Origin of the sequence: Streptomyces sp. NPDC059373, from assembly GCF_042751495.1 — a bacterium.
Lineage (GTDB): Bacteria > Actinomycetota > Actinomycetes > Streptomycetales > Streptomycetaceae > Actinacidiphila.
On sequence record NZ_JBHYXC010000001.1, the window covers coordinates 285,201 to 310,869 of the forward strand.

The following is a 25,669-nucleotide window of genomic DNA, read 5'->3' on the forward strand; positions in this document are numbered from 1 at the left end:
TCCTATTCGTAAGACCGCTGAACAAATTAGTATGCAAAAGCCGTGTTGTGAAGGGAGCCGCAGTTATGGGACGCGTCGTACTCGGAGTGGACAGCTCCACGCAGTCGACGAAAGTGCTCGCCGTCGACCCCGACAGTGGGCGCGTGCTGGCCCGGGGACAGGCCAGGCACGTCGTCAGTGAGGGCGCGGCCCGCGAGACCGACCCCGAGGTGTGGTGGCGGGCGCTCGGCGAGGCGCTGGCGCAGGTCGGGGAGTACGCCGGGCGCGCCGAGGCGGTCTCGGTCGGCGGGCAGCAGCACGGGCTGGTCGTGCTGGACGGGCAGGGGCGGCCACTGCGTCCGGCGCTGCTGTGGAACGACGTACAGTCCGCGCCGCAGGCCGCCGCGCTGGTCGAGCGGTACGGGGCCGGGTGGTGGGCCGGGCGGTTCGGAAGCGTGCCGGGCGCCAGTTTCACCGTGACCAAATGGGCCTGGCTCCACGAGAACGAGCCCGACGTCGCCAAGGCCGCGGCCGCGGTGCGACTGCCGCACGACTTCCTCACCGAGCGGCTGTCCGGGGCCGCCATCACCGACCGGGGCGACGTGTCCGGCACCGGGTGGTGGTCGACACGGGCCGAGGCGTACGACGACGAGCTGCTGGACACCGTCGGGCTCGACCCCGCGCTGCTCCCCCGCGTGCTGGGCCCCGCCGAGGCGGCCGGGGTCACCCTGCCGGGGCTCGGGGTGCGCGAGGGCGCCCTCGTCGCCTCCGGGACCGGGGACAACGCCGCCGCCGCGCTCGGGCTCGGCCTGGCGGCGGGGCAGGCGGCGCTGAGCCTCGGCACCTCCGGCACCGTGTACACCCCGTCCGTGACGCGCCCCGCGGACGCCTCCGGGACGGTCGCCGGGTTCGCCGGTGCGCACGGCGGCTGGCTCCCGCTCGCCTGCACCCTGAACTGCACGCTCGCCGTGGACAAGGTCGCCGCCCTGCTCTCACTCGACCGCGAGGCCGTGGATCCCGGGGGCTCGGTGACCCTGCTGCCCTTCCTCGACGGTGAGCGCACCCCGAATCTGCCGTACGCCTCGGGCGTCCTGAGCGGCCTCCGCCACGACACGACCCCCGGCCAGGTGCTTCAGGCCGCGTACGACGGGGCCGCGTACGCCCTGCTCGCCGCGCTCGACCAGGTGCTGGCGGTCGACGGCGCCCCCTCCGACGCGCCGCTGCTCCTCATCGGGGGCGGCGCGCGGGGCACCGCCTGGCGCGAAACGGTGCGCCGGCTGTCCGGGCGCGCCGTCCAGGTCCCCGTGGCCGACGAACTGGTCGCCCTCGGCGCCGCCGCGCAGGCCGCCGGACTCCTCACCGGCGAGGCCCCGGCCGAGGTCGCCCGGCGCTGGCACACGGCGGAGGGGCCGCTGTACGAGCCGCTGGCCCGGGACGACGCGGGGCTGGCGCGGCTGGGCGGTGAGCTTGCGCGGGCGTTCGGCACCGCGTGAGGGTGGAGCCGATCAACTGATCAACATCCGAAGGACGTAAGGAAGTGAGGAACCGCAGCGTGCCCAAGGGCCCCGGATCGCAGTCAGGACTGCGCCGCCACAACCTGGCGCTGGTGGCGCATGCCGTCGCCGCGCGCGGTGAGATCTCCCGGGCCGCCGTGGCCGCCGAAGTCGGGCTGACCCGCGCGACGGTGTCGACCCTGGTGGACGAACTGCTGGGCGCGGGGCTGCTCGTCGAGCTGGGTACGCAACGCCCCGGCACCGTCGGCCGCCCCGGCACCGCCCTCGCCCTGAACGACAGCGGCCCGGCCGGCATCGGGGCCGAGGTCGGGGTCGACCACCTCGCGGCCTGCGCGGTGGATCTGCGCGGCACCGTACGGGTCCGGGCCTCCGTGGAGGCGCACAACCGCGACCGGCCACCCGCTGACGTCCTGCGGGAGCTGACGGCGCTGATCGGCGACGTACAGGCCGAAGCCGAAAGCCTGGGCCTGCGCCCCGCCGGGCTGACCGTCGCCGTACCGGGACTGGTGGGCCGGGACCGGCGGACCGTGGTCCGGGCACCCAACCTCGGCTGGGAGAACGTCCTGATACCGGCGCCGGCCGGCATCGACAACGAGGCGAACCTCGGCGCGCTCGCCGAACTGTGGCTCGGCGGCCACGACACCGCGGTCACCGACTTCATCCATGTCTCCGCCGAGATCGGCATCGGCGCCGCCCTGATCGTCGACGGGCAACTCTTCCGGGGCGCCCGCGGCTTCGCCGGGGAGCTCGGCCACGTACCCGTGCACCCCGACGGGCCGCGCTGCTCCTGCGGGGCGCGGGGCTGCCTGGAGCAGTACGCGGGCGAGGAGGCCGTCCTCCGGGCCGCCGGGATCCCCCCGGAGCAGCCCGGCGCCCTCAAGGCGCTGCACGCGGCCGCCGCCGACGCCGACCCGGCGGCCGTGGAGGCGCTGGCCGCCGCCGGGCAGGCCTTCGGCATCGCGCTGAGCGGCGCCGTGAACCTGCTCGACCCGCAGGCGGTCGTCCTCGGCGGCCCGCTCGCCGAACTGGCGCCATGGCTGCGCCCGTCCCTGGAACGGGAGTTGACGTACCGGGTCACCGACCGCCAGTGGCCGGCGGAGGCCCTGCTGGTGTCCCGGCTGGGCCGCGACGGAGTGTTGCTGGGCGCCGCGTACAGCGCGGTCCGGGCGGTGCTGGACGACCCGCAGGACTGGGCTCAGGCCTTGAGCACGTCGTAGGCGTAGCCGCCCTTGGCGCCCTCGGACGAATCGATCGTGACCGTCAGGCCCTTGGCGGTGAGCCGGTAAGCGACGGAATGGTTGGAGGTCCCGCCCTCGCTGCACGTGACCTTCTGGCTGACCTCGTGCTTGTCGTACGCGTCACCGGAGGTCAGGCGGACGGTGACCGAACCGGTGCCGATGCACGCGAACTCCACCACGACACGCGTGCCGGCCTTGATGGAGGCGTCCTCGTTGCCGGTCGGAACCCCGAGGCTTCCGCTGGCGCTCTCAAGGTAGTTGGGGTCCGTGCTCGACGTGAGCACGGACTGCGCCTCCTTGGCCTTCTTCGCGTCGGCCGCGTCGGCCGCCTTGGCCGCCTTGGCCGACGAGGACGCCTTGGCCGCCCTCGCGGGCTTCGCCGTGGCCGGTGTCGAGTCGGTGCAGGCTGTGGCGCCCAGCAGGATGCCGAGCGCCACGGCCGCGGTGCCGATGATGTGCTTGTGTCGCATGGTGATTCCCCCCGTTGAGGCGTGCTCTGCGGGGGAGTTTTCCGCAGGGCCGGAGGCGGGAATCACGACTTGAGCAAGATCAGAGGTGTCAGCTGAAGGACACGCTGTAGCTGTTGGCCTGGAAGTTCAGACCGGCTGACGAGGACGTGATCTCCCAGCCGAGCTGGACGTCGCCGACCGTGAAGTTGGAGACGTAACCCTTGGTGTCCTTGAGCCACTTCAGGATGGACAGGATGTTGACCGTCCCCGAGGTGGAGTCCGAGGTGCGGAGGAAGGAGTAGACGTCGTTGGAGCCGTTGTTACCGACGTACACCGTCCAGGTGTGGCCGCCGAGGGTCACATTCCCGATGGAGCTGCCGAGCGGGCCGACAGCGCCGTTGTAGTTGACCCAGAGCATGATCTCTTTGGTCTTGCCGCTGTCCCAGACGTCGTACGCGGTGTTGTACGCGCCGGAGCTGGGGACGGTGACGTTGTAGCTGCTCGTCAGCGAGGCCAGTGAGGTGATCGTCTTGCCGACGTAACGGGTCGAGTTCGGGTAGGACTTGATGCCGCCGGTGTCGGGGTGCTGGGCCCAGACGCCGAAGTTGCTCCCGGAGTTGGCCCAGGCGCACTGGCTGCCGGCGCCGCTGCCCCAGATGTTGTTGTAGACGGTGTAGTTGCCGCTGGTCCAGCTGCCCCACTGGTCGCAGGAGGACCAGGTGGCGGCCTGCGCGGGTGCGGCGGCGAAGCCGATGAGCGCGAGCAGCGCTATCAGCGGGGTCAGGAGGAGCTTGCGGCCTGCTCGTGCGGCTCGTGCGGCTCGTTGCACGGTACGTCTCCCTTGTCTGGTGGGGGGAAGTGGGGGATCACCCCGCCGAATGCGATGTCCCGGCCGGCGGGGAGTTCAAGGGCGATCGGGTCACTGTCAGTGCCCACATGTACGTTCACAGTGAGGTCGACATCGGAGTTGAGGACCGCCCGGACCTTCCCTGTCCCGTGGTCCCAGGTCAGCTCGGTGACGGTCACGCGGCATCGCGTACGGATGCCGCGCAGCGTCCCCGAGGGGAGGAGGGAGGGGGGTGCGGCGGGGAGGAGCACGATCCGGTCCGGGGAGGAGTGGATCAGCGCCTCGATGAGCACGGCGGGGAGGGTGTGGGCGGCGTCGGCGTTGTAGACGTGGCGGTTCGGGTAGTGCGCGCTCATGAGGGAGGGGTGGAAGAAGTCGCTGTCCAGGACGGCGGTCAGGGCGCGTTCGACACGGTCCGCGTCGCCCAGGCGGGCGGCGACGAGGGCGGTGTGCAGGTAGCCGTGGGCGGAGTCGTTCTCCGTGCCGCGCAGTTCCAGCGCGCGGTGCGCGGCACGGGCGAGTTCCGGGGTGTCGATGGGGTTGATCTCGTCCAGCGGCCACACGGGGTAGAGGTGGCTGACATGCCGGTGGTCGTACGCGTCCGCCGCGTCCGGCCACACCCACTCGGCCAGCGCCCCGTCCTCGTTCACCCGGTAGGGCGGCAGCCGGTCGGCGAGTGCGTTGTCCCCGACGGCCCGCAGGGCGTGGCGGGCGGCGGCGATGTCCATGGTGGCGTTGACGGAGATGGGGCTGTCGCTGCCGGCCGGCGTGTTCTCCGGCGAGTAGGAGGGGACGATGAGCACTCGGCCGTCCGCGTCGGCCCGGGTCAGGAAGTCCTGGTAGAAGGACGCGACCTCGCCCAGGAGCGGGACCAGCGTCTCCCGTACGAATCCCTCGTCACCGGTGACCGCGGCATGGTCGAGCAGGGGGTGCACCAGCCAGTCCGCTCCGGCGGTCCAGAGGTGCAGCGGGTAGTCGTCGTCGAAGTGGTACGCCTTGCCCGACAGCCCGTCGCTGTGCGCCGGCGCGACAACGCCTCGGGCACCGAAGAGGCGGGCCGCATTGTCCCGCCAGTCGTCGAGGTGCGCCTTGACGAACTCGGCGTGGGCGAGCGACACCTCCGGCAGCCCGGCGACGGCCGCGGACGCCACTTGGAGGTTGAGGTTCGCGTCGCAGGTGAAGGCGCCCGCCCAAGCCGTTTCCCAGGAACCGGTCCATAGGCCCGTCAGGCGGGGCGGCAACATGCCGGAGGAGGACAGCAGGTGGTACCGGCCCGCCGCGAAAAACCGCTCCAGCAGGGCGGCTCGGCGCGCCTCCGGCTCCGCCAGGACGGCGGATCCCGGCTGCGCCCGGTCGGTTTCTGGTGCGCCCAGGTCGAGGGTGACGCGGTCGTAGGCGGTGCGGTGCCGGGCGGTGTGGCGGGCAAGCAGCGTCTCGTACGGTGCGTCGGTCGGCGGTTCTTCCCCCACCCCGCCCCTGCCCGATTCCTGGACGCCGCCCTCGCACTGCTCAGCCCCAGGGGGCCTCACAGGCTTCGGGACGGCTGCGCCGGACTCCGTCCGCCGTGCCGGGGGCGCCGCCGCGCTCGTGCTGAGTGGGTCGTTGCGGTCGGTTGGCGGCTGCGGGCCCGTGGCCGGGTTGCCTCCGGCCCGTCCAGCGTTCGAGGACCTGGGGGCACCTCCCAGCCGCCAGGCTGGGGGCGGGTCCGGGCGGAGCCCGGTTTCGGGAAGGGGCGGGGTGGGGGGACCCTCCCAAGGCTCGACCCACGTCAGCAGCATGAGCTCGGCGCACCCCGCCGCGCGCAGCACCGCGCCGTCGGCCCGCAGCGTGCCGCCCAGCGCAGTCACCCGCGTCCACCCCGTGTAGCCGAGCCCGGGGCCGGCCGGGTAGGCGACGTCCGTACGGAGAAGAGCCTCGGACTCCACCGCGCGGGTGACGGACAGGTCGGCCGGGGCACCGTCCAGCTCCGCGTCGTGGCTGAGGTCGGCCGCAATCGCGGCGCCGGCGGGAGCGACCAGGCGGTGGACGATGACGTCGTCGGCGCGGGAGACGAAGGTCTCGGCACGCCAGGGGCCCTCGTCCTCCGTCCACCCGGCGCTCACGACACCGGTGGCGAAGTCGACGGCGCGGCGGTAGCCGGCGACGCCGGCCCGCGGCCGGACCACACGCACCGCGAAGGCGGGGTGGAAGGGCCGGACCCATTGCAGGGAGAGGCCGGCCGTCGTACGGGCGACTGCTTCGGCGGCACGGCCGGCGAGGACGTCGTCGCGAAGGCGCTCGAGGTCGGGGGCGACGTGCGGGGCGCGCGCATGCTGCGCGCCGTTGGGGCGGGCGAGGAGGTGGTGGTTGACGATGAGGCGTTCGTCGGTCGGGTCGCCGTGGACCATGACGCCGTGCCGTCCGTTGCCGGAGAGGAAGGCGTCCTCCCAGCGCGCCGCAGGTGTCGGTTCCCAGGTCACGGTGCGACCTCCCGGAGGACGGCGACGCCGTAGCGGCCGAGCGGCACGGAGCCGGAGGCGTGCGTGAGGCCGGTGAGCAGGTCCTCGTACGCACCGGGGATCGCCAACGCCACCGGCTCGACCCCGTGGTTGAGCAGGAAGAGCAGGTCGCCACGATGCACGCCTTCCACCGAGGCGGGCAGGCCCGCCAGGGCGGCCCGTACGCCCGCCTCATCGGCGGCGCGGGCCAGCAGGGCACGCAACGCGTCCCGCTCGGGGAGGGTGGAGACGTACCAGGCGGTGCCGTCGCCCGCCGGGTTGCGGGTCACCGCGGCCTGGCCGTCCAGCTCGCCTCCCTTGTAGGCGGCGACGACCTCAGCCGTGGTGACTTCGATGTCCTCGGACCAGACCGTGCCGGAGAATTCGCCGACCGCCACCGTCTCGCCCTCGTCCAGCGGCCACCATTCATGCACGGTGCCGATGCCGAGCAGCTCCCGCAGCCGCGCGTCGACGCCGCCGGCCCGCACCCGGTCGTCCTCGTCGGCGACGCCCGTGAAGAAGCCGCAGACCAGGGTCCCGCCGCCGCGTACGTACGACACCAGGTTGCCGATGGCGGTGTCGGTCAGCAGATACAGCTGCGGGATGACGACGAGCCGATACGCGGACAGGTCGGCCTCGGGGTGGGCGAAGTCGGCGGTGAGGTGGTTGTCCCACAGGGCGCGGTGCCAGTCGGTGACCGTGCTTTCGTAGTCGAGCTTCGAGGAGGGACGGCCGTCCTGGCCGCCGGCCCACCAGGCGTTCCAGTCGTGGAGGATGGCGACCCCGGCCGGGACAGCGGCGCCCGCGACCGCGCCGCCGAGTCCGGCGAGCTCGGCGCCCAGGGCCTTGACCTGCTGGAACGTACGACCCTGTTCGCCTGCGTGCGTGAGCATCCCGGAGTGGAACTTCTCGGCGCCCTGCCGGGACTGCCGCCATTGGAAGAAGCAGACGGCGTCCGCGCCCCGGGCCACGGCCTGGAGCGACCACAGCCGCATGAGCCCGCGGGGCTTGGGGTGGTTGACGCCGCGCCAGTTGACAGGCCCGGCCGCCTGCTCCATGAGCATCCAGGGCCCGGCGGCCAGGGAGCGGGTGAGGTCCTGGATCATCGCGCCGTGCTGGCCGCCGTCGAGGCCGGACTTGGGGTCGGGGTAGATGTCCATGGAGACCACGTCCTGCTGCCCCGACCACGCCCAGCCGTCCTGGCCGGCCCAGAAGGGCATGAAGTTGGAGGTGACCGGGATGTGCGGGGTGTGCCGGGCGACGATGTTGCGCTCGGCGACGAAGCACTCCATGAGGGCGTCGGACGTGAAGCGCCTGAAGTCCAGTACCTGGCCCGGGTTGCGCATGTACTGGGCGGAGCGAGGCGGGATGATCTCCTCCCAGGAGTCGTAGCGCTGGCTCCAGAAGGCGGTGCCCCAGGCCTCGTTGAGGGTGTCGAGCGAGTCGCCGTACTTCCCGCGAAGCCAGCGCCGGAAGTGGCGGGCGGTCTCGTCGCACCAGCAGTGGGTGCAGTACTCGTTGTTGATGTGCCACATCCGCAGGGCCGGGTGACCGCCGTAGCGGGCGGCCAGGTCCTCGGTGATGAGGCGGGCGTACTCCCGGTAGACCGGCGAGGAGGCGCAGAACTGCTGCCGCGAGCCGTACCAGACCACCGACCCGTCCTCCCTGCGTGGCAGGGTCTCGGGGTGGCGGGAGCCCATCCAGGGCGGCGGGGAGGCGGTCGGGGTGGCCAGAACGACGCCGATGCCGGCCTCGTGCATCAGGTCCATTAGCCGGTCGAGCCAGCCGAAGTCCCGTGCTCCTGGGCGGGGTTCGAGTTTGGCCCAGGAGAAGACGCCGAGGGTGACGCTGTTGACGCCCGCCTCTTTCATCAGCCGGACGTCCTCGGCCCACACCTCCTCGGGCCACTGCTCGGGGTTGTAGTCGCCGCCGTAGAGGATGCGGCCGCGGGTGGCGTCGCTCAGTTCAGGCATGACCTGTGACTCACTTAGTGTCGGCGTACTGGATGCCCCGGCCGTTCGTGCCGAGGTAGACGCGCCCGTAGACGCGCGGGTCGCCGGTGACGGTCTGGCCGACCCAGCCCCACTGGTGGGCGTCGTCGTTGATCCGGGTCCAGGTGGCGCCCTGGTCGTCGGAGCGGTAGACGGCGGTGAAGTCGCTGACGCTGCCGACGTGGTAGAGGGCCGGGTACGAAGCGCCGTCCGCCGCCTTGCCGAAGCCGAGGGCGTACGAGCCCCAGCAGCTGCTCAGCTTGGTGAAGGTGGCGCCGCCGTCCGTCGACCGGTACAGGCCGTTCCACTTGGCCGACAGCCACAGGTCGCCGCTGCGCCCCGGCGCCGCCGTGATCCGGAACTGGCTGTCGCCGGAGGGCAGTCCGGTCGCGCCCGCCGTGAACGTCGCGCCGGAGTCCGTCGACCCGTACACGACCCCCGCGTCCGTGTCGTAGACGTAGAAGCGGGTCCCGTCGGCGGGGTCGGCGACCGGCGTGCCACCCTTCGGGAAGGACGGGACCTCGGCCCAGGTGGCGCCGCCGTCGGTGGAGCGGTGGGCGGCGTACTTGGTGCCGTCCCAGTGGATGAAGGACCACAGCAGCGTGCCGCCGTCCGCGCTCACCGCGATCGGACCCGGCGCGCTGGAGGCGATGTCCGGCTGGCCGGCGAAGGGCGTCCAGGTCCGGCCGCCGTCGGTCGAGGACGCACCGTTGCCGTTGCTGCCCCAGCCGGCCCGGACGACGTACGAGGGCTTGAGCGCGGCCTGGTCGAGGCCGGTAGCCGAGCCGAAGATCGGGTTGCTGTACATCCCGGCGGCCGGGGACGCGGTGAGGGTGTCGTGGTAGAAGCCGCCGATGTCGCCGAGCGCGGACAGCAGGTGGGCCTGGCCCGTGGGCGGGGAGATCAGCTTGGTGACGGCCGTCTCCTCCAGCCCCCTGATCTGCGGTGCCCAGTGCACCAGGTCCCGGGTGCCGTAGATGGTCGCGCCGGTGCCGAAGACGATGTGCCGGGAGTCGTACGGGTCGATGGCCACGGCCTGCGTCCACCAGCCGAACTTCGCCTCACCGCCCCACTTCAGGTACGGCGTCTCCGACACGTCGAGGACCGCCTTGTCCTTCAGCGAGGTCCAGCTCCCGCCGCCGTCGGTGGAGCGGAAGACGGTGTCGACGTCCGCCCAGCGGTTGTTCGTCGTCACGACCAGCGTGCCGGGGTGGCGGGCGTCCACCGAGAGGCCGGCGTAGCCGAAGGTGTCGGCGGAGCCCTCGCTCGTGGTGCCGCCGGGGGTGACCGGGGTGACGTTGGTCCAACTGCCCCTGGCCGTGTCCAGCTTCCAGACCGAGCCGTCGGTCTGGTTGTTCGGGCCGGGCGCGTTCGCGTACGTCACGTAGAGGTGGCCGCCGCCCGCACAATGCGCCGCGTGCTGCGGCACCGTGGCGGCGGCGCCGGTGGGCTGGCCCGGGACCGCCTCCCAGGTCACGCCGTCCTTCGTACGGTACAGAGCGGGGCCGTCGCTTCCCCCGTCGCCCCAGCCCGCGTACACCGCCCGCCCGGCCGCGACCAGGAACGTGATGCCCTGGCCGTCACTGGTCCCGGCCACCGGGAAGGCGCTGACCTGCGCCCAGTTGGCGCCCCGGTCGGTGGACTTCCAGAGGCCGTCGTGCCGGGTGCCCAGCCACAGCGTGTCGGCGCTGCGCGGGTCGACGAGCAGCCGCTCCCCGGTGCCCCGGCCGTCCTCGTTCGCCCCGAGCTTGACGCCGAGGTCGGTGCGGGTCCAGGTCGCGCCCCGGTCGTCGGAGCGCAGGATCGCCCCGTTGGTCGCCCACGACTGCGCATACGTGCCGACGGCCAGATACACCCGCTCCGGGCGCGCCGGGTCGAGGGCGATCGCCTCGACCCCCAGCAGGTTCCAGTCGTCCCACCCGAGCTGGTCGATCAGCGGTGTCCAGCGCGCCGTCCGGTCGTCCCACCGATACGCGCCGCCGATGTCCGTGCGGGCGTAGGCCAGTCCCCGTTCGGCCGGGTGGAAGACGATGCCGGTGACGAAGCCGGTGCCGCCGATGACGACATTGCGCCACCGGTTCGTCTGCGACGCGGCCTCGTCGGCGGCGCTCGCCCGCCCCGACGCGAGGGGCAGCGCCGTCAGCGCGGCGGTCGCGGCGGCACCGGCGAGTACGGCACGTCTGCTGGGCAGGGGCATGACAGTGACCTCGTTGTCGTGAGCGGTCGTGATGGCTGGGGCCGCCGCGCCCGCCGGGGTGTCAGGCACCCGGGGGCACGGCGGAATCGTGGGGCGCGGGAGCCGTCAGCCCTTGATCGCGCCGATGAGCATGCCCTTGGTGAAGTGCTTCTGGACAAAGGGGTAGATGAGCGCGACCGGGATCAGTGCCAGCACCATGACGGCCATCTGCACGGCAAGGCCCGGGACCTGGTTCTCGCCCACCGTCATGATTCCGTTGTTCGTGCCAGAACCGGGGAACGACTGGTGCATCAGCACGTAGTAACGGAGTATCAGCTGTAGCGGCCACTTCTCGGGGCTGTTGATGTAGAGCATCGCGTTGAACCACGAACTCCAGTAGCCGACCGCGTAGAACAGCGCGATCACCGCGGTGACCGCCCGGGAAAGCGGCAGAACGATTTGCAGAAGGATCCGCCACTCCCCCGCGCCGTCGATCCGAGCGCTGTCGATCAGCTCCGGTGCGGTGGACATGAAGAACGACCGCAGCACCAGGATGTTGAAAACACTCACAGCGCTCGGAAGGATCAACGCCCAGTAGCTGTCGATCAGGCCCATCCCACTGATCAGCAGGTATGTCGGAATGAGGCCGGCGCCGAAGAACATCGTGATGAGCAAGGTCAGCAGCAGCGGTCGGTGCGCGAACGAGCCCGGTCGCGAAAGACCGTAGGCCGCGAGGATCGACACTGCCATGGAGATGGCCGTACCGATCAGCGTCAGTCCCAGACTGACCATCACAGCTCGCGTCACCACTCCGCCGCTGAGGATTTCGGTGTACGCGTTGAAGGTGATCGTCCTCGGAAAGATGACCAGACCACCGGCCTCGGTGATCGTCTTCTGGTCGGAGAGGCTGGTGACGACCACGACCCACAGGGGGCCGAGGATGAGCGCACAGACCACGGTCAGGGTGAGGCCCTTGAGGCTCTGCCCCACCTTGGTGGGCTCCTCCTCCCATACGGGCCGTCGGCTGTCGCTGCGAAGGATCTGTGCTGCGGGGGCGGCCATCACGGCGCTGTCCGCCGGACCGATCGTCGGTGCCGTCATTTCGAGTACACCCCCTGCTCGCCCAGCTTGTGGGCGATCTTGTTGGCCAGCAGGATCAGCAACAGGCTGAACAGGCCCTTGACCAGGCCGGCGGCTGCCGCGTACGCGTAGTCGCCGGTGCGGATTCCGATGTACCAGACGTACGTGTCGAGCACTTCGGAGGCGCCCGCGCCGACCGCGTCCCGCTGGAGCAGGATCTGCTCGAAGCCGACCGTCAGGGCGTCGCCCACGCGCAGTACCAGAAGCAGCGCGATCACCGGCCGCAGCGCGGGCAGGGTGACATGCCACATCCGGCGCCAGCGGTTGGCGCCATCCACGGCCGCCGCCTCGTACAGCTCGTTGTTGACCGCCGACAACGCGGCGAGGAAGACGATGACACCCCAGCCGGCGTCTTTCCACACCGACTGTGCGGTGACCAGGAATTTGAAGATTCCCGGATTGGTCATCAGGTCGAAGCCGCTGACTCCGTGGTCGCGCAACTGCTGGGCGATCAGGCCCGCACCGCCGAGCATCTGCTGGAAGACGGTGATGACCAGGACCCAGGAGAAGAAGTGTGGGAGGTAGAGGATGCTCTGCACCACGGTGCGGAGCTTGTTGCTCATCACGCTGTTGAGCAACAGCGCCAGCAGGATGGGGATCGGGAAGAAGAGGATCAGCTGGATGAAGGTGATGCTCAGGGTGTTCCCGACCACGCCCCAGAAGCGGGCGTCCTCGAAGATCCGCTGGAAGTTGTAGAAGCCGACCCACTGGCTGTGCCAGATGCCGCCGCCGTAGACGTCGTAGTTCTGGAAGGCGACGACGTTGCCGAGGATCGGGATGTAGTTGAAGACCAGCAGCAGGCCGACGACGGGCATGGTCATCAGCAGCAGCGTGCGGTCCCGCCGCAGCCGGTGACGCCAGGTGATGCCGCCCTCGAGGCGGACAGCGGGCTTCTTCTTTCCGCGCCTGCCCAGGCGGGTGGTACGGGTTGCCGTGACGGTGGACGCGGGAGTGCCCTCGGCGGGTGCTTGGATGCCGGCCCGGCCGTCCGCCTGGACTGACATCAGGAAGCGCCGCCGTTCGCATCCAGGATCTTCTTGTAGAACGTCCGGAGGTCCTCGCCGCCGGTCGAACGCCACGACGAGATCGCCGACTTGACGTCCGACAACGACTTGCGGCCACGGGTGTAGTCGTTCTGCAGGTCGACGAAGCCCGCCCCGAGGGTCGCGAAGCGGGTCGGTTCTTGGATCTGCATGCCGTAGAAGAGGGGCTTCTTGAAGAAGGGGGCCATCCGAGCGTCCCAGGCGCAGTAGTCCTTGACGTTCTGCGGATAGGCGACGTACGCGTATGCGGGTGGCGGAGTGGACAGGAAGCCGTAGGAGCTGGTGACGTCCTTCTTGCCCTGGTCCGTCGTCTGCGGGATCCCGTCCTTGTCCTTCTTGAAGTGGGTGCCCTCGACGCCGTACGTCACCAGTTCGTACTCCTTGGTACCGAACGGCGCGGCGAGATAGTTCGCGACGGCGAGGAGCTCCTCGATCTGGGACGCGTTCAGCTTCTTGTTCAGGAAGCTGAACATGTAGGCAGGGGCGGCGTACCAGAGGGTGGGGTCTCCGCCGTCGGCGGCGAAGTAGTCCATCGCCTGCATGTCGAACTTGGGATTGATCGCGGCCTGCCGGGCGACCGCCTCGTGCCAGGCACCGTTGCCGTCGTTGTAGATGAGCGTCTTGCCGGATTCGAAGCGGGTCTTGGCATCGGCGGTCTTGAGAGCCACGGCGTCCGGGTGCACCACGCCCGCCTTGAACAGCTTGCGCGTCCAGTCCAGGGCGGCAAGGTATTCCTCAGTCTCGACCTTGTTGACCAGCTTGCCGTTGACGAGCTTCCAGTACGAGGGGCGGTCCGGCACGCAGCCGAAGAAGGCCTGGGCGCTCACCCACATGTCGTCGCAGGCCCAGCGGTTCTTCTTGGCGTCGGTGATCTCCTTGGCGAGGGAGAGGAACTCGGCGGCGGACTTCGGCGGTTCGACACCGAGGGTGTCGAAGAGATCCTTGCGGTAGTACGTCGGGTTGCTGGTCTTGAGCTCGCCGGACAGCGGAATGCCCTTGAGCTTGCCGTCGAAGGTGGCGTACTGCCAGGCGGCGGTGGGGATAGCGGCCAGGTTGGGATACTTCTTGATCTTGTCGCCGGAGAGATAGGGGCCGAGGTCCGCGAACTTGGAGCCCACCGCGTTGGGTATCTGGCCGGTGAGGTTCCAGGTGGGCAGCGTCATCCAGTCCGGGATGTCGGACGAGGCGAGGATGGCGCCGATCTTGTCCTGGTAGGTGTTGCCGTCGGATTCCTGGATCTTGATATTCGTGCCGAGCGCCTTGTTGACCGCCTGGAAGTAGGCGTTGCCGCTGTTCGGGATGGACCACCAGGCGGGGGTCATGGCCTTGTAGGAGCCGCCCTTGCCGGGGGTGCCGCTCACCGAGGTGACCAGGTTCGCCGGGTACTTCAGGAAGCCGGGGGTCGATCCGTTCACGCCGGCGATGTCGGGCTTGACCGCGTTCGAGGCGACGTAGGCCGGAAGGAGCTTCTGCAGTGAGCTGCCGGTCGCCACGCCACCGTTGCCCGAGGTGCTGTTCGGCGTGGAGCAGGCGGAGAGAAGCGAGCCGCCTGCGGCGGTGGCGGCAACGGCCACGGCCCCGCTCAGGAACATTCTCCGACTTGGGGCGGATCCGTTGGCCGAGGCCTGGGAGTTCGGCATAGCGTCAACCCTTCGTGGCGCGCCAAGACACACGGCGGGTCTGCCGCCGGTCGGCTTCTTCTGTGGAGGTGCTGGCGTTACTGCTGGCGTAACTGGCTGGACTGAAGCGTCTGGTCGAAGCGCTTCGATGTTGCTGCGAGGTTAAATGCGAGGGGCGCAGTTCGCAAGAGTCGGCTTCAAGAAACATCGGAGCGGTGCGGAAATACAGGAGTGCAGCTCGCCCAAGTGGTTAAAGGGTTGTTGCCGACCGGCGTCTTGACAGCCCTGGTCAGAAGGCCCAGCATCGAAGCGCTTCGAAACGTTCGACCGTCTCCCCCGACGGTTCCACCGAGAGGTACCTCCCGTGACCACCGATCACTTGCCCTTCCGGGATGAAGACCTGCCTGTATCGAAGCGGGTCGACGACCTCCTCGGCCGTCTCACCCTGGACGAGCGGATCGCGATGCTGCACCAGTTCGCGCCGGCAGTGCCCCGGCTCGGGGTGGGCGCCTTCCGTACCGGGCAGGAGGCGCTGCACGGGGTCGCGTGGATGGGCCAGGCCACCGTCTTCCCGCAGGCGGTCGGGCTCGGCGCGACCTGGAACGAGGAGCTGGTGCGCCGGGTCGGCGAGGCGGTCTCCACCGAGGTACGGGCCATGCGGGGCTGGAACGAGCGGGTCGGCCTCAATGTGTGGGCGCCGACGGTCAATCTGCTGCGGGACCCGCGCTGGGGCCGCAACGAGGAGGGGTACAGCGAGGACCCGCGCCTCACGTCCGCGATCGCCACCGCGTACACGCGCGGACTGCGCGGCGACCACCCCACGTACTGGCGCACCGCGCCCATCCTCAAGCACTGGCTCGCGCACAACAACGAGACCGAGCGCGACATCACCTCGTCCTCGGTGCGCCCGCGCGTGCTGCACGAGTACGACCTCGAGGCCTTCCGCGGACCGATCGAGGCGGGCAGGGCGATCGGTGTGATGCCGGCGTACAACCTGGTCAACGGCCGCCCGAACCACGTGTCGCCGCTGCTGCGCGAGCAGTTGCGCGCCTGGACGGACCGGGAGCTGGTGGTGTGCTCCGACGCGGGCGCGCCCTCGAACCTGGTCAACTCCGAGCACTATTACGACACCCACGAGGAGGCCACCGCCGCCTCCCTGCGCGCGGGCGTCGACAGCTTCACCGACCACGACCAGGACTCCTCGCAGATCACCGCCCGGCTGCGCGGGGCTCTCGACCGGAGCCTGATCGACGGGTCGGACATCGACGCGGCGGTCCGGCGGCTGCTGACCATGCGCTTCCTGCTGGGCGAATTCGACCCGGACAAGGACCCGTACGCAAGCATCGGCAAGGAGTCCTTCGATACGCCCGAGCACCAGGCGCTCGCCCAGGAGGCCGCCGAGCAGGCGATCGTGCTGCTGAAGAACGACGGGATCCTGCCGCTCGCCGCAGACCAGCGGATCGCCGTCGTCGGCCTCCTCGCGGACGAGGTCAAGCTCGACTGGTACAGCGGCAGCCTCATCCGCCGTACGTCGCTGCGCGAGGCGCTGGCCGAGCGGCTGGGCCCCGACCGGGTGGTCTTCGCCGAGGGCGCCGACACCGTACGCCTGCGGGCAGCCGACGGCGGATGGGTGCGGGTGCCGGACGCGGTGGTCGAGGAGCGGGCGGACCAGGGCTCGTTCAACCCGGCGACCGCGCAGGGGCGCACCGATCTGCCGCCGCTGACCACCGGCGGCGAGCCGACCGACCTGGCCCTGATCGACTGGGGCGGCGGGGCGCTGACCCTGCGGGCCCCGAACGGGCTGTATCTGACGGTCGCGGAGGACGGCTTCGTACGGGCGGCGGCCGAGCGTCCTGGCGGCTGGATCGTGCAGGAGACGTTCAGCCTCGAAGAACACGGTGGAAGCCAAGGGAGCCACCTCCTCAAGCACACAGGGACAGGCCGGTACATCTCTGTTGCCGCCGACGGCCTGAAGGTTGCCGAGGAGGGCACACCGTTTTCGCTGGAGGTCGTCGAGCGCGGCGAGGACGCGGTGGCGCGGGCCGCCGCCCAGGCCGACACGGTGATCGTCGTCGCCGGCAACGACGCGCACATCAACGGCCGCGAGACCGAGGACCGCCGCACCCTCGAACTCCCCCCGCAGCAGGACCGCCTCTGGCGGGCCGCCCACGCCGCCAACCCCCGCACCGCCCTCGTGCTGACCAGCGCCTACCCCTACGCGGTCGCCGACGCCGACGCCGCCCTCCCCGCCCTGCTGTGGACCGCCCACGGCGGCCAGGCGGCCGGCACCGCACTGGCCCGCGTGCTGCTCGGCGACGTCTCCCCGGCCGGCCGGCTCCCGCAGACCTGGTACGCCTGCGACACCGACCTGCCGAACGAGGTGCTCGACTACGACATCATCAGCGCGGGCGCGACCTACCTCTACTTCACCGGCAGCCCGCTCTACCCCTTCGGGCACGGCCTGTCGTACACGACCTTCGGGTACGAGGACCTGGACGTCACCGTCGGCCAGGACACCTTCACCGTGTCCTTCACCGTCACCAACACCGGCGCCCGCGACAGCGACGAGGTCGTCCAGCTCTACACCCGGGCCGTCGACCCGCGGCTGCCCAGCCCCGTCCGCCGCCTGGCCGCCCACCAGCGCGTCCACCTCACCGCCGGCGAGTCCCGCGACTTCGCCTTCACCCTCCCCCTGCACACCCTGGGTTTCTGGGACGTCGCGCACGGCGCCTGGACCGTCGACCCGGGCGGCTACGAGGTCCTGGCCGGCGGCCTGTCCGCCGCGTTCGCCGTGGCCGGCGAGCCCCCGGCGCCGCGCCCGGTGCTCGTACGCGGCCTGGAGGCGGCCGACTTCGACGCGCAGCACGCGGTGGCGATCGTCGACCGTACGAAGGTGCGCGGCGACGCCGTGGCCTCCGGCGCCGACGAGCCGGGCCGACTGGTCTTCCGGGCCTGCGACTTCGGCGCCCACAGCGGCGAGGGCGCCGGCCCCGCCTCCGTCGTCCTGGACGCCGCCCGCGCCGAGCCCGGCGAGGCCGTGGTGGAGCTGCACCTCGGCGACGGCACCCGGGTCGGCACCGTCACCGTCCCGTCGACCGGCGACCCGTACGCGTACACCGCCGTCCGCCTCGAACTCGACGCGCTCCCGGCGGGGTTGCACGACCTGCACGTCACGCTGCGGGGGGCGCTGCGGCTGGCGCGGCTGAGTTTCTCCGGTTGAGGGTCCGGAGAATGAGGCAGGGGCCCGGAACCGAAAGGTCCCGGGCCCCTGCGCCTGCCGTGGTGGATCAGACCGCGGGGTCGATCAGACCGCGCTGCCGGCCTTCCACGCGGCCCACGAGAGGTTCCAGTCGCTGAAGCCGTTGTCCGCGCTGACCGTCTTGTCGGGCGAGTTCTTGACGATCACGACGTCGCCGAGCAGCGAGTTGTTGTAGAACCAATAGGCGGGCGTCGAGGTGTCGTTGCCGCCCTTGGTGTCGTGCAGACCGATGCAGCCGTGGCTGGTGTCGGTGTGGCCGAAGACCGACACAGGCCGCCAGTAGTTGCCGTGCACGAAGGTTCCGGAGGTGGTCAGCCGGATGGCGTGGGGCACGTCCTTGATGTCGTACGCCTTGCCGAGGCCGACGGTCTGGCTGTTCATCCGGGTCTGCTTGAGCTTCTCGGACATGACCATGATGCCGTTGTAGGTCGTGTGCCCCGGCGCGCCCAGCGAGACCGGGATGGTGCGGATCGTCTTGCCGTCACGGACCACGGTCATCGTCTTGGTCTTGTCGTCGGCCGTGGAGACCTGCTTGCGGCCGATCTTGAACGTGACGGTCTTCGCCTGGACTCCGTAGATGCCGCTGGCGCCCTCGACACCGTCCAGCGCGATCTTGACGGTGATGGTCGAGTAGGCCGTCCAGTACTCCTCGGGCCGGAAGTCGAGGCGGGTGTCGCTGAACCAGTGGCCGACGACTTCCTGGCCGGTGCTGGTGGTGACCGTGATCGCCTGCTGGACGGCCTTCTTGTTGGTGATCGCCTTGTCGAAGTTGAACGACACCGGCATTCCGACACCGACCGTGGTGCCGTTGTCCGGCGTGAAGTAGCCGATGAAGCTGTTGGCCTGGGAGACGGTGGTGAAGGTGGCGTTCTCGACCACCTGGCGCTTCTGGCTGTCCTCGGCAGTCGCGACCAGCGTGTACTTGGTGGCGCGCTGCAGCTGGGCGTCCGGCTTCCAGCTCGTGCGGTCGGTCGAAAGAGTCCCCGAGACCTTGCTGCCCGCGTCGGTCTTCAGGGACACGGATATCAGCGTGCCCTTGGTGACCGTCACCACGCCGGAGCTCTGGATCGAGGCGTTGGTCTTGTTGTCCCCCGGCGTGACGGTGATGCCGGCGTCCGAGGTGTCCTTGGCGGCCGCGGCGCCCGCGGACTGCTCGGACTTCACCGCGTTGGAACCGGAGCCGGCGCTGGTCTTGTCACCACCGCAGGCGGTCAGCGTGACCGCTCCGCCTGCGACCAGGGCGGCGATGGCGGCGAGGCCGTGCCGTCGCGAGACGGTCGGGCGCGGGTCGTTGGCTATGCCGGTGCCGGAGTCGGACGGCTTCACACGAATCTCCAATGGTTCTTCGGTACGCGTTCCCCCAGCCCGCCTGCACCCGTGCATCGCGAGCCGCAGCCCTCATTCGAGCCTCAGTCGTACGTTGTGGAACTTCCAGGGTCTTTGGTCCGTTCCCCACCTCGGGAAACTGTGGGGAAGACCACGTGCAGGTGCGTGCCTGGCACATGGAAACCCCGGACCATGATGAGCCCGGGGCCTGTGAATCACGCACAGTCTCAGACGGGTTCAGGGCCCGTCCGGTTCCTCGTCCGCTGCGACATCTTCGTCTTCGTAGAGGTCCCACTCATCGGAGTCCGGATCATACTCGGTGTGGGCGCAGGACCAGGACGCCTGTACCAGCTCGATCCCCGGCACCGTCGTGACGAGGTCGAACGGGTCGACCAGATAGGCCAGCGCCTCCGACTCGTCCTGTCTGACGGCCGCTTCCGCATGCGACCGCTCCTCGTCCGGCATGAACTCGTCGGCGCCGATGTGGTCGAGCGCGGCGCCGGTCAGCTGGTCCTGGTCGTTGACCTCCAGGACCAGCTCGACCTGGAGGCGTACGTAGCGCGGTCCGCTCTCGCCGCGGGGGATGTCAGTAGTGCTCATGCGACGGAGCGTAGGCGGCGCGGGGGCCGCTCAGGCGGAGGCGGCGCGCATTATGCGGACAAAGGGTGACCGGAGGGAAGCCTTCCGGGTCTGAGCTTCCCACCGGGGCCACCGGCTCACTACCATCGGCCTCCACGGTCAAGTCGCCGCTACCGCTGGGGGATCCGTTGACCTCGCACCGCCCGCCCGTTTTCATCGCCGCCGCCGCGGCCACTGTTCTCGGCGCGCTCTACTTCGTACCGAACGCCTCCGCGAGCGCCGAGCACGTCACGACCAAGGCCGCCACCACGGTCAAGACGTCCGCGGCCACCGCCGGCAACCAGGAGCAGCTGGCCGACACGGGCAGCGCCGACACCACGCCCTACCTCATCGGCGGTACCGCCTTCCTCGGCATGGGCGCGGCCCTCCTCGTCAACGCCACCCGCCGCTCCCGCGAGGCGGAGGCCGGCCCGCCGGCCTAGGCCTTGTCGTCAAAATCCCGCCTGTCCGGCGCCATTTTGACGACAGGCCTAGGCCAGCGGCCCCGTAACGGACTCGGCGGCCGCCGTCAGCCCACCGGACCGTACGAACTCGTACGCCGCCGCCAGATCCGGCGCCAGGAACCGGTCAGGACCGACGCCCACCACGCCCGCCTCGCGCACCGCCTTCACGATCGCCTCGGTCGCCGGAGCGGCCTGCAGCACCTCACTGCCCTGCACCCGGATCTCCACCGCCCGCGTCGCCGCGACCAGCTCGACCGCGATGATCCGGGTCAGGTTGTCGACCGCCTGCCGCAGCTTGCGCGCCGCCGACCAGCCCATCGACACGTGGTCCTCCTGCATCGCCGAGGAGGGGATCGAGTCCACCGACGCCGGCACCGCCAGCCGCTTGTTCTCGCTGACCAGCGCCGCCTGCGTGTACTGCGCGATCATCAGCCCCGAGTCCACCCCCGGGTCGTCCGCCAGGAAGGCCGGCAGCCCGTGCGAGCGGCTCTTGTCCAGCAGCCGGTCCGTACGCCGCTCCGCGATCGACCCCAGGTCGGCGGCGGCGATCGCCAGGAAGTCCAGGACGTACGCCACCGGCGCGCCGTGGAAGTTGCCGTTGGACTCCACCCGGCCGTCCGGCAGCACCACCGGGTTGTCCACGGCCGAGATCAGCTCGCGGTCCGCCACCAGCCGGGCGTGCGCCATGGTGTCCCGGCCCGCGCCCGCGACCTGCGGCGCGCAGCGGATCGAGTACGCGTCCTGCACACGCGGCGCGTCGTCCTGGTGGTGCCCGGTGAGCCCCGAGCCCTCCAGCACCCGCCGCATGTTCTCCGCGCTCGCCGCCTGCCCCGGGTGCGGGCGGATGGCGTGCAGCTCGGGCGCGAGCACCTTGCCGGTGCCGAGCAGCGCCTCCAGGGACAGCGCGGCCGTGATGTCGGCCGAGGTGAAGAGCCGCTCCAGGTCGGCGATGGCCATCACCAGCATGCCCAGCATGCCGTCCGTGCCGTTGATGAGGGCCAGGCCCTCCTTCTCCCGCAGCTCGACCGGCTCGATCCCGTACTCCGCGAGCAGCTCCGGCACCGGACGGACGACGCCGTCCGGGCCCTCCGCCTCGCCCTCGCCCATCAGCACCAGCGCGCAGTGCGACAGCGGCGCCAGATCCCCGGAGCAGCCCAGCGACCCGAACTCCCGCACCACCGGCGTGATCCCGGCGTTCAGCAGCGCCGCCATCGTCTCCGCCACCACCGGCCGCACCCCGGTCCGCCCGGACGCCAGCGTCTTCAGCCGCAGGAACATCAGCGCCCGCACCACCTCGCGCTCCACCCGCGGCCCCATCCCCGCCGCGTGCGACCGTACGAGGCTCCGCTGCAACTGCGCCCTGAGCTCCGGGCTGATATGCCGCACCGCCAGCGCCCCGAAGCCCGTCGACACCCCGTAAACCGGCTCCGGCTTCGCCGCCAGCGCCTCGATCACGTCCCGCGCGGCCGCGATCCCGGCCAGCGCCTCCGCCGACAGCTCCACGCGCGCATTACCCCGCGCCACCGCCAGCACATCCTCCGCGGCGACCCCGCCGGCCCCGATGACCACGTTATGCATATCCATATTCACGCACCTTAGGCACTGAATCGCGAGCTGTCACCTCCTACTCCCGCCCCCGGAACCGGCGCCGCTCGTTCTCCCGCGCAGGCGGCTCGTCCGCCAGCCGCACGACGGGATCCTCCGGCGCCCCCACCCCCGCCACCACCGGCCGGTCCGACTTCAGCGCCTTCGCCCGGTACTGCGCGGCGTCCGCCAGCCGGAAGAGCCGCCGCCCCGACGTCACCGGCCCGATAGCGGCATCCGTAGAAGCAACACCCACCGCGACCCCGTCCCCCAGCCCCAGCCACTTCGCCCGGTCGCACAGCTCCTCCGCCGCCCGCACCACCTCCGCCGCCTTGTGGCCCACCGCCAGCAGACAGAACTCGTCCCCGCCCAGCCGCGCCACCAGACTCCCCGGAAGCTCCGCCCCGCACAGCGACAGCACCGACCCGAACCCCACCAGCAACCGGTCCCCCACCGCATGCCCGAGCTCGTCATTGACCCTCTTCAGCCCGTTCAGGTCGCACACCACCAAACTGACCGCCGTCCCCTCCCCCCGGTGCCGCTCGACCGCCGCCTCCAGCCGCGCATCCACCGCCCGCCGATTCGCCAGCCCCGTCAGCGGGTCCGTGAACGCGAGCCTCCGCACCTCCGCAAGCCGCTCGGTCTGCGCGATCCCGGCCGCGATCAGGGCCGCCAGCACCGTGGCGAACTCCGCATCCGCCCTGTCGAACACCGGCTGGCCCGCCGCCCGGGCCACGTACAGCTCACCCCACGCCAGCCCATGCAGCAAAATCGGCGCCACCACACACGACGACCGCCCCCGCCGCCGCAGCGCCGCCACCCGCTGATGGCAGTACGCCCCCTCATCGGCCGGCCCGTCCGCCGTCTCGACCCAGGCATGCGGTTCGCCGCCCTCCGTCCACCGGCCGTGCAGGAACTCCACGATCTCCGGAAAGTCGGCGACCGAGTACACCTCATTCCTCGGCTGCGGCTCCTCCCCCTCCGCCAGCTCCCCGTCATTGACCAGCACCCGCAGCCGCCCCCGGTCCCGCTCCCACCGCGACACCGCCGACATCGACCCACCCAGCGCCACCCGCGCCGACGTCGCCGCCGCCGCCACGGCCTCCATCGGCGACCTCGCCGCCGCCACCGCCCGCGCCAGCTCAGCGACGGCCCGCAGCCGATCTCCCTCTCTTTTCAAGGCTCGGTTCGCCTCCGCAGATCCGTGCCGGCCGTCGACCGTCAAGCGCGCACCTCAGGCTTACTCCCCGCGCGGGACGTTTGCACCATTTTGAACCACCGACCCGCCACAGGCACGCGGCACGCGGCCACCCCCCACTCCCCCGGCCACCCGCGCGCTCCATTCGGCCCAGCAGGGCCAACAACCCCACCACGCCCCGCCGGGGACGGCCCGTCGCCGGGTACGACCGGGTTGGCCCAGCCCGAGGAAGCAAAAGAGAACAGCGGGAGGGCCAGAGCCACCCACCCAGGCAGCCAACAGCGACGGAGAGGTCCGGAACCGGAACCACCCACCCACCCACCCACCGGCAGCCAACAGCGACAGGGAGGGCCAGAACCGGAACCACCCACCCACCCACCGGGCAACAGCGACGGAGGGCCACCCACCGACCCACCCACCCACCCACCCACCCACCCACCGGGCAACGGCGGCGGGGAGGGCCGGGGTCGGAGGGGTGGGGGTTCTGGACGCTCCGCATATTTGTGTGCGGCATGCCGGGCAAGGCAACGGACGGACCCGTCACGCACGTAAATATGTCGGTCCAGGACCCCCAGCCCCGGAGGCCCCGGACCGCACCGGCACCGCAGAAGGGCCCGGCCGCCCCCTACTCCCCCGGCCACTCCGGCGCACGCTTCTCGTTGAACGCCGCCACACCCTCCGCCCGGTCCCCCGAAAACGCCGTCGCACGCCAAGCCGCGTCCTCGATGTCCAGCCCCGCCCGCAGATCCACACCCTGCCCCAACCGCAGCGCCCGCTTGGCCGCCCGCAGCCCCACCGGCGAATTCCCCGCGATCCGCCCGGCCAGCACCAGCGCCTCCGTACGGTCCGCACCCTCCTCCGCCACCACATCCACCAGCCCCAACCCCAGAGCCTCCGCCGCAGCAACCCTCCGCCCCGTGAAGATCAGCTCCGCCGCCCGCGCCGACCCCACCCTCCGCGGCAGAAGCTGCGTCCCACCACCCCCCGGGATCACCCCCACCGTCACCTCCGGCAGCCCCACCACCGCCGTCACATCAGCCACAATCACGTCGCACGCCAGCGCCAGCTCATAACCGCCACCGAGCGCAAAGCCATGCACCGCCGCCACCGTCGGCATCGGCAGCTCCAGCACCCCCGTGTACGCCGCCCGGGCATAAGGGCGCTGCCGCGCCAGATCAGCCTCGGTAAAAGAATTCCGTTCCTTCAAATCGGCGCCGACACAGAACGCCCGCTCATGCGTGGAGCTCAGCACCACCACGCTCACACCACGATCGCCCGCCAGCGCCCCGCACGCCTCCCCGATCGCCCGCGCCATCGCCGTCGACACGGCATTCATCGCCTTCGGACGGTCCAGAACCAGCTCCGCCACCCGCCCGTGCTCCCCGTGGCGCCGCACCGCCACGAACTCACCGAACCGCTGCTCCGAAACCCGCTGCTCCGACATCCGCCGCCCGCCCTCCGAGGTTGGTTAACGACCGTGAACCACGAACCCAGGGGTCATCGTAGAGTCAGCCCCGGCGAGTCACCCTCGGCGGGACAGGAGCCAGGGTTCGACGACGCCGAGCCCACGCACCGGGCGGCGCCACATCGGCTGGAGGGCAAAGCGGTACTTGTCCTCGGAGCCCGCCTCCACGTCGACCTCCGACACGGGCGCGTCGCCGCTCTCGCCGAGCGCCTGCGCCAGCTCACCGTCGACCAGGACCGCGTCCCGGGGCGCTATCGACGTCAGCCGGCTCGCAAGGTTCACCGTCGTCCCGAAGACGTCACCCATCCTCGTCGTGACCGTGCCGAAGGCCATGCCGACCCGGAGGGCGGGCATCGTCTCGTCACCGGTCATCGTCTCGATGAGCCGCAGCCCGATCTCCGCGGCGGTGCCGGGATCATCGGCCACGTAGAGGATCTCGTCGCCCAGAGTCTTGATCAGCCGCCCCCCATGGGCGTGCACCTGGTCCGCGGCGGTGGTCTCGAAGGCCTCGACGAGCTCGCCGAGTTCCTCCTCCTCCAGCCGTCGCGTCAGCCGCGTGAAGCCCACCAGGTCCGCGAAGCCGACCGCGAGGCGGCGGTCCACCGCCTCCTCGTCGTCGGACCGTACGACCCGGCTGGTCGACGCCGCGAGCTGGCGCCGCCAGACGTAGGTCAGGAATTCCTCGAGCTCGGGCAGCAGCAGCTCGACCAGGGGGTAGGCGACCTCCGCCCGGGTCATGCCGGGCTCGGGCGGCTCGGTCAGCTCCTCGAGGAAGGAGTCGGTCTGCCATTCGGCGAGCCGGGCTGTGGTCTGCCCGGTGGAACGGGCCACCTGGATGGCGGTCGGCTCGCTGAGCAGCCCGGCCTCGACGAGACCCGCCAGCCGCCGCAGGGCGAGGACGTCGGCCTCGGTGAGCGCCTTGGCCTGGCCGATGTCGGCGAAGCCCATGGCACGCCAGAAGCGGGCGGCGAGGTCCATGGAGACGCCGGCACTGCGGGCGGCCTGGAAAGGGGTGTACTTGCGCTCGGCGCCCAGGATGAGCTGTTCCAGCTGCAGAGCGATGGGATCCTCGCCGTCGAGATGCTCGTCGACATGCTCGGCGGCCCGCTCGTCGGCGAGGTGATCCGGAGCGGCGGGCCCGGCGGCGGGCCCGGCGGCGTGCTCGGCGGCGTGCTCGGCGCCGCCGTCCGGCTCATCCGGCCGCGCCGGTTCTTCGCCGTGCGGCGGGGGGATGCTCGCGTCGTCCACGGTCACCGCCCGCCCCCTCTTCGGTCCCTGCGCG

At 71.0% G+C, this 25,669-nt stretch carries 18 protein-coding genes; 4 read left to right on the plus strand and 14 right to left on the minus strand.

The window, feature by feature from the left end:
- Window positions 1-65: 65 nt before the first annotated feature.
- Window positions 66-1,472, plus strand: coding sequence for a xylulokinase (gene xylB, locus ACFXJ5_RS01305; RefSeq protein ID WP_384625195.1), 1,407 nt, complete (start codon window positions 66-68; stop codon window positions 1,470-1,472).
- 44 nt (window positions 1,473-1,516) lie between these two features.
- Window positions 1,517-2,710 carry an ROK family protein gene (locus tag ACFXJ5_RS01310; protein ID WP_384625198.1) on the plus strand — a complete coding sequence of 398 codons (1,194 nt, stop codon included), beginning with the start codon at window positions 1,517-1,519 and terminating at the stop codon, window positions 2,708-2,710.
- Here the strand turns inward: ACFXJ5_RS01310 and ACFXJ5_RS01315 are convergent.
- The 8 genes from ACFXJ5_RS01315 to ACFXJ5_RS01350 form a co-directional block, all read right to left on the minus strand.
- Window positions 2,689-3,201 carry a hypothetical protein gene (locus ACFXJ5_RS01315; protein WP_384625201.1) on the minus strand — a complete coding sequence of 171 codons (513 nt, stop codon included), beginning with the start codon at window positions 3,199-3,201 and terminating at the stop codon, window positions 2,689-2,691. The two genes, ACFXJ5_RS01310 and ACFXJ5_RS01315, sit on opposite strands and share 22 nt — an antisense overlap.
- Window positions 3,202-3,289: 88 nt before the next feature.
- Window positions 3,290-4,009 carry a GH12 family glycosyl hydrolase domain-containing protein gene (locus ACFXJ5_RS01320; RefSeq protein WP_384625203.1) on the minus strand — a complete coding sequence of 240 codons (720 nt, stop codon included), beginning with the start codon at window positions 4,007-4,009 and terminating at the stop codon, window positions 3,290-3,292.
- Window positions 3,961-6,486 carry a glycosyl hydrolase family 95 catalytic domain-containing protein gene (locus ACFXJ5_RS01325; RefSeq protein WP_384625206.1) on the minus strand — a complete coding sequence of 842 codons (2,526 nt, stop codon included), beginning with the start codon at window positions 6,484-6,486 and terminating at the stop codon, window positions 3,961-3,963. Before ACFXJ5_RS01325 ends, ACFXJ5_RS01320 begins: the two co-directional genes overlap by 49 nt.
- Window positions 6,483-8,477: a beta-galactosidase gene (locus ACFXJ5_RS01330; protein WP_384625208.1), complete on the minus strand. Its 1,995-nt coding sequence runs from the start codon at window positions 8,475-8,477 to the stop codon at window positions 6,483-6,485. The genes ACFXJ5_RS01325 and ACFXJ5_RS01330 overlap by 4 nt, the downstream gene beginning before the upstream one ends.
- A gap of 10 nt (window positions 8,478-8,487) precedes the next feature.
- Window positions 8,488-10,692: a WD40/YVTN/BNR-like repeat-containing protein gene (locus tag ACFXJ5_RS01335; protein WP_384625210.1), complete on the minus strand. Its 2,205-nt coding sequence runs from the start codon at window positions 10,690-10,692 to the stop codon at window positions 8,488-8,490.
- Between the two features lie 105 nt (window positions 10,693-10,797).
- On the minus strand, window positions 10,798-11,733 hold the full coding sequence (locus tag ACFXJ5_RS01340; protein ID WP_384626511.1) for a carbohydrate ABC transporter permease: 936 nt from the start codon (window positions 11,731-11,733) through the stop codon (window positions 10,798-10,800).
- A 35-nt stretch (window positions 11,734-11,768) separates the two neighbouring features.
- Complete coding sequence (locus ACFXJ5_RS01345) at window positions 11,769-12,815, minus strand: ABC transporter permease (RefSeq protein ID WP_384625213.1); 1,047 nt, start codon at window positions 12,813-12,815, stop codon at window positions 11,769-11,771.
- Complete coding sequence (locus ACFXJ5_RS01350) at window positions 12,815-14,446, minus strand: extracellular solute-binding protein (RefSeq protein ID WP_384625215.1); 1,632 nt, start codon at window positions 14,444-14,446, stop codon at window positions 12,815-12,817. Before ACFXJ5_RS01350 ends, ACFXJ5_RS01345 begins: the two co-directional genes overlap by 1 nt.
- 391 nt (window positions 14,447-14,837) lie before the next feature.
- Between ACFXJ5_RS01350 and ACFXJ5_RS01355 the strand changes: the two genes are divergently transcribed.
- Window positions 14,838-17,693 (plus strand): glycoside hydrolase family 3 C-terminal domain-containing protein, encoded by a 2,856-nt coding sequence (locus ACFXJ5_RS01355; protein ID WP_384625217.1) that lies wholly within the window; start codon window positions 14,838-14,840, stop codon window positions 17,691-17,693.
- An 84-nt stretch (window positions 17,694-17,777) separates the two neighbouring features.
- On the opposite strand, the gene ACFXJ5_RS01360 is transcribed toward ACFXJ5_RS01355, so the two are convergent.
- Window positions 17,778-19,058, minus strand: coding sequence for an Ig-like domain-containing protein (locus ACFXJ5_RS01360; protein WP_384625220.1), 1,281 nt, complete (start codon window positions 19,056-19,058; stop codon window positions 17,778-17,780).
- A 237-nt stretch (window positions 19,059-19,295) separates the two neighbouring features.
- Window positions 19,296-19,658, minus strand: a complete 363-nt coding sequence (locus ACFXJ5_RS01365) for a hypothetical protein (protein WP_384625223.1) — start codon at window positions 19,656-19,658, stop codon at window positions 19,296-19,298.
- A gap of 167 nt (window positions 19,659-19,825) precedes the next feature.
- On the opposite strand from ACFXJ5_RS01365, the gene ACFXJ5_RS01370 reads away from it, so the two are divergent.
- Window positions 19,826-20,119, plus strand: coding sequence for an LPXTG cell wall anchor domain-containing protein (locus ACFXJ5_RS01370; protein ID WP_384625224.1), 294 nt, complete (start codon window positions 19,826-19,828; stop codon window positions 20,117-20,119).
- Window positions 20,120-20,167: 48 nt separating this feature from the next.
- On the opposite strand, the gene hutH is transcribed toward ACFXJ5_RS01370, so the two are convergent.
- The 4 genes from hutH to ACFXJ5_RS01390 form a co-directional block, all read right to left on the minus strand.
- Window positions 20,168-21,718 (minus strand): histidine ammonia-lyase, encoded by a 1,551-nt coding sequence (gene hutH, locus ACFXJ5_RS01375; protein WP_384626513.1) that lies wholly within the window; start codon window positions 21,716-21,718, stop codon window positions 20,168-20,170.
- A gap of 46 nt (window positions 21,719-21,764) precedes the next feature.
- Window positions 21,765-22,832 (minus strand): GGDEF domain-containing protein, encoded by a 1,068-nt coding sequence (locus tag ACFXJ5_RS01380; protein ID WP_384626515.1) that lies wholly within the window; start codon window positions 22,830-22,832, stop codon window positions 21,765-21,767.
- Window positions 22,833-23,547: 715 nt separating this feature from the next.
- A complete protein-coding gene (locus tag ACFXJ5_RS01385) occupies window positions 23,548-24,366 on the minus strand; it encodes an enoyl-CoA hydratase/isomerase family protein (RefSeq protein WP_384625227.1) in 819 nt (272 codons plus the stop codon).
- Between the two features lie 78 nt (window positions 24,367-24,444).
- Window positions 24,445-25,641, minus strand: a complete 1,197-nt coding sequence (locus tag ACFXJ5_RS01390; protein WP_384625228.1) for an adenylate/guanylate cyclase domain-containing protein — start codon at window positions 25,639-25,641, stop codon at window positions 24,445-24,447.
- Window positions 25,642-25,669: the final 28 nt, after the last annotated feature.

Bases quoted from the DNA above. Each gene is read 5' to 3' on its own strand.
- ACFXJ5_RS01380 (WP_384626515.1), bottom strand. From the start codon at position 22,832: ATGGAGGCCGTGGCGGCGGCGGCGACGTCGGCGCGGGTGGCGCTGGGT.
- ACFXJ5_RS01315 (WP_384625201.1), bottom strand. From the start codon at position 3,201: ATGCGACACAAGCACATCATCGGCACCGCGGCCGTGGCGCTCGGCATC.
- hutH (WP_384626513.1), bottom strand. From the start codon at position 21,718: ATGCATAACGTGGTCATCGGGGCCGGCGGGGTCGCCGCGGAGGATGTG.
- ACFXJ5_RS01365 (WP_384625223.1), bottom strand. From the start codon at position 19,658: ATGAGCACTACTGACATCCCCCGCGGCGAGAGCGGACCGCGCTACGTA.
- ACFXJ5_RS01335 (WP_384625210.1), bottom strand. From the start codon at position 10,692: ATGCCCCTGCCCAGCAGACGTGCCGTACTCGCCGGTGCCGCCGCGACC.
- xylB (WP_384625195.1), top strand. From the start codon at position 66: ATGGGACGCGTCGTACTCGGAGTGGACAGCTCCACGCAGTCGACGAAA.
- ACFXJ5_RS01330 (WP_384625208.1), bottom strand. From the start codon at position 8,477: ATGCCTGAACTGAGCGACGCCACCCGCGGCCGCATCCTCTACGGCGGC.
- ACFXJ5_RS01350 (WP_384625215.1), bottom strand. From the start codon at position 14,446: ATGTTCCTGAGCGGGGCCGTGGCCGTTGCCGCCACCGCCGCAGGCGGC.
- ACFXJ5_RS01345 (WP_384625213.1), bottom strand. From the start codon at position 12,815: ATGTCAGTCCAGGCGGACGGCCGGGCCGGCATCCAAGCACCCGCCGAG.
- ACFXJ5_RS01340 (WP_384626511.1), bottom strand. From the start codon at position 11,733: ATGGCCGCCCCCGCAGCACAGATCCTTCGCAGCGACAGCCGACGGCCC.
- ACFXJ5_RS01385 (WP_384625227.1), bottom strand. From the start codon at position 24,366: ATGTCGGAGCAGCGGGTTTCGGAGCAGCGGTTCGGTGAGTTCGTGGCG.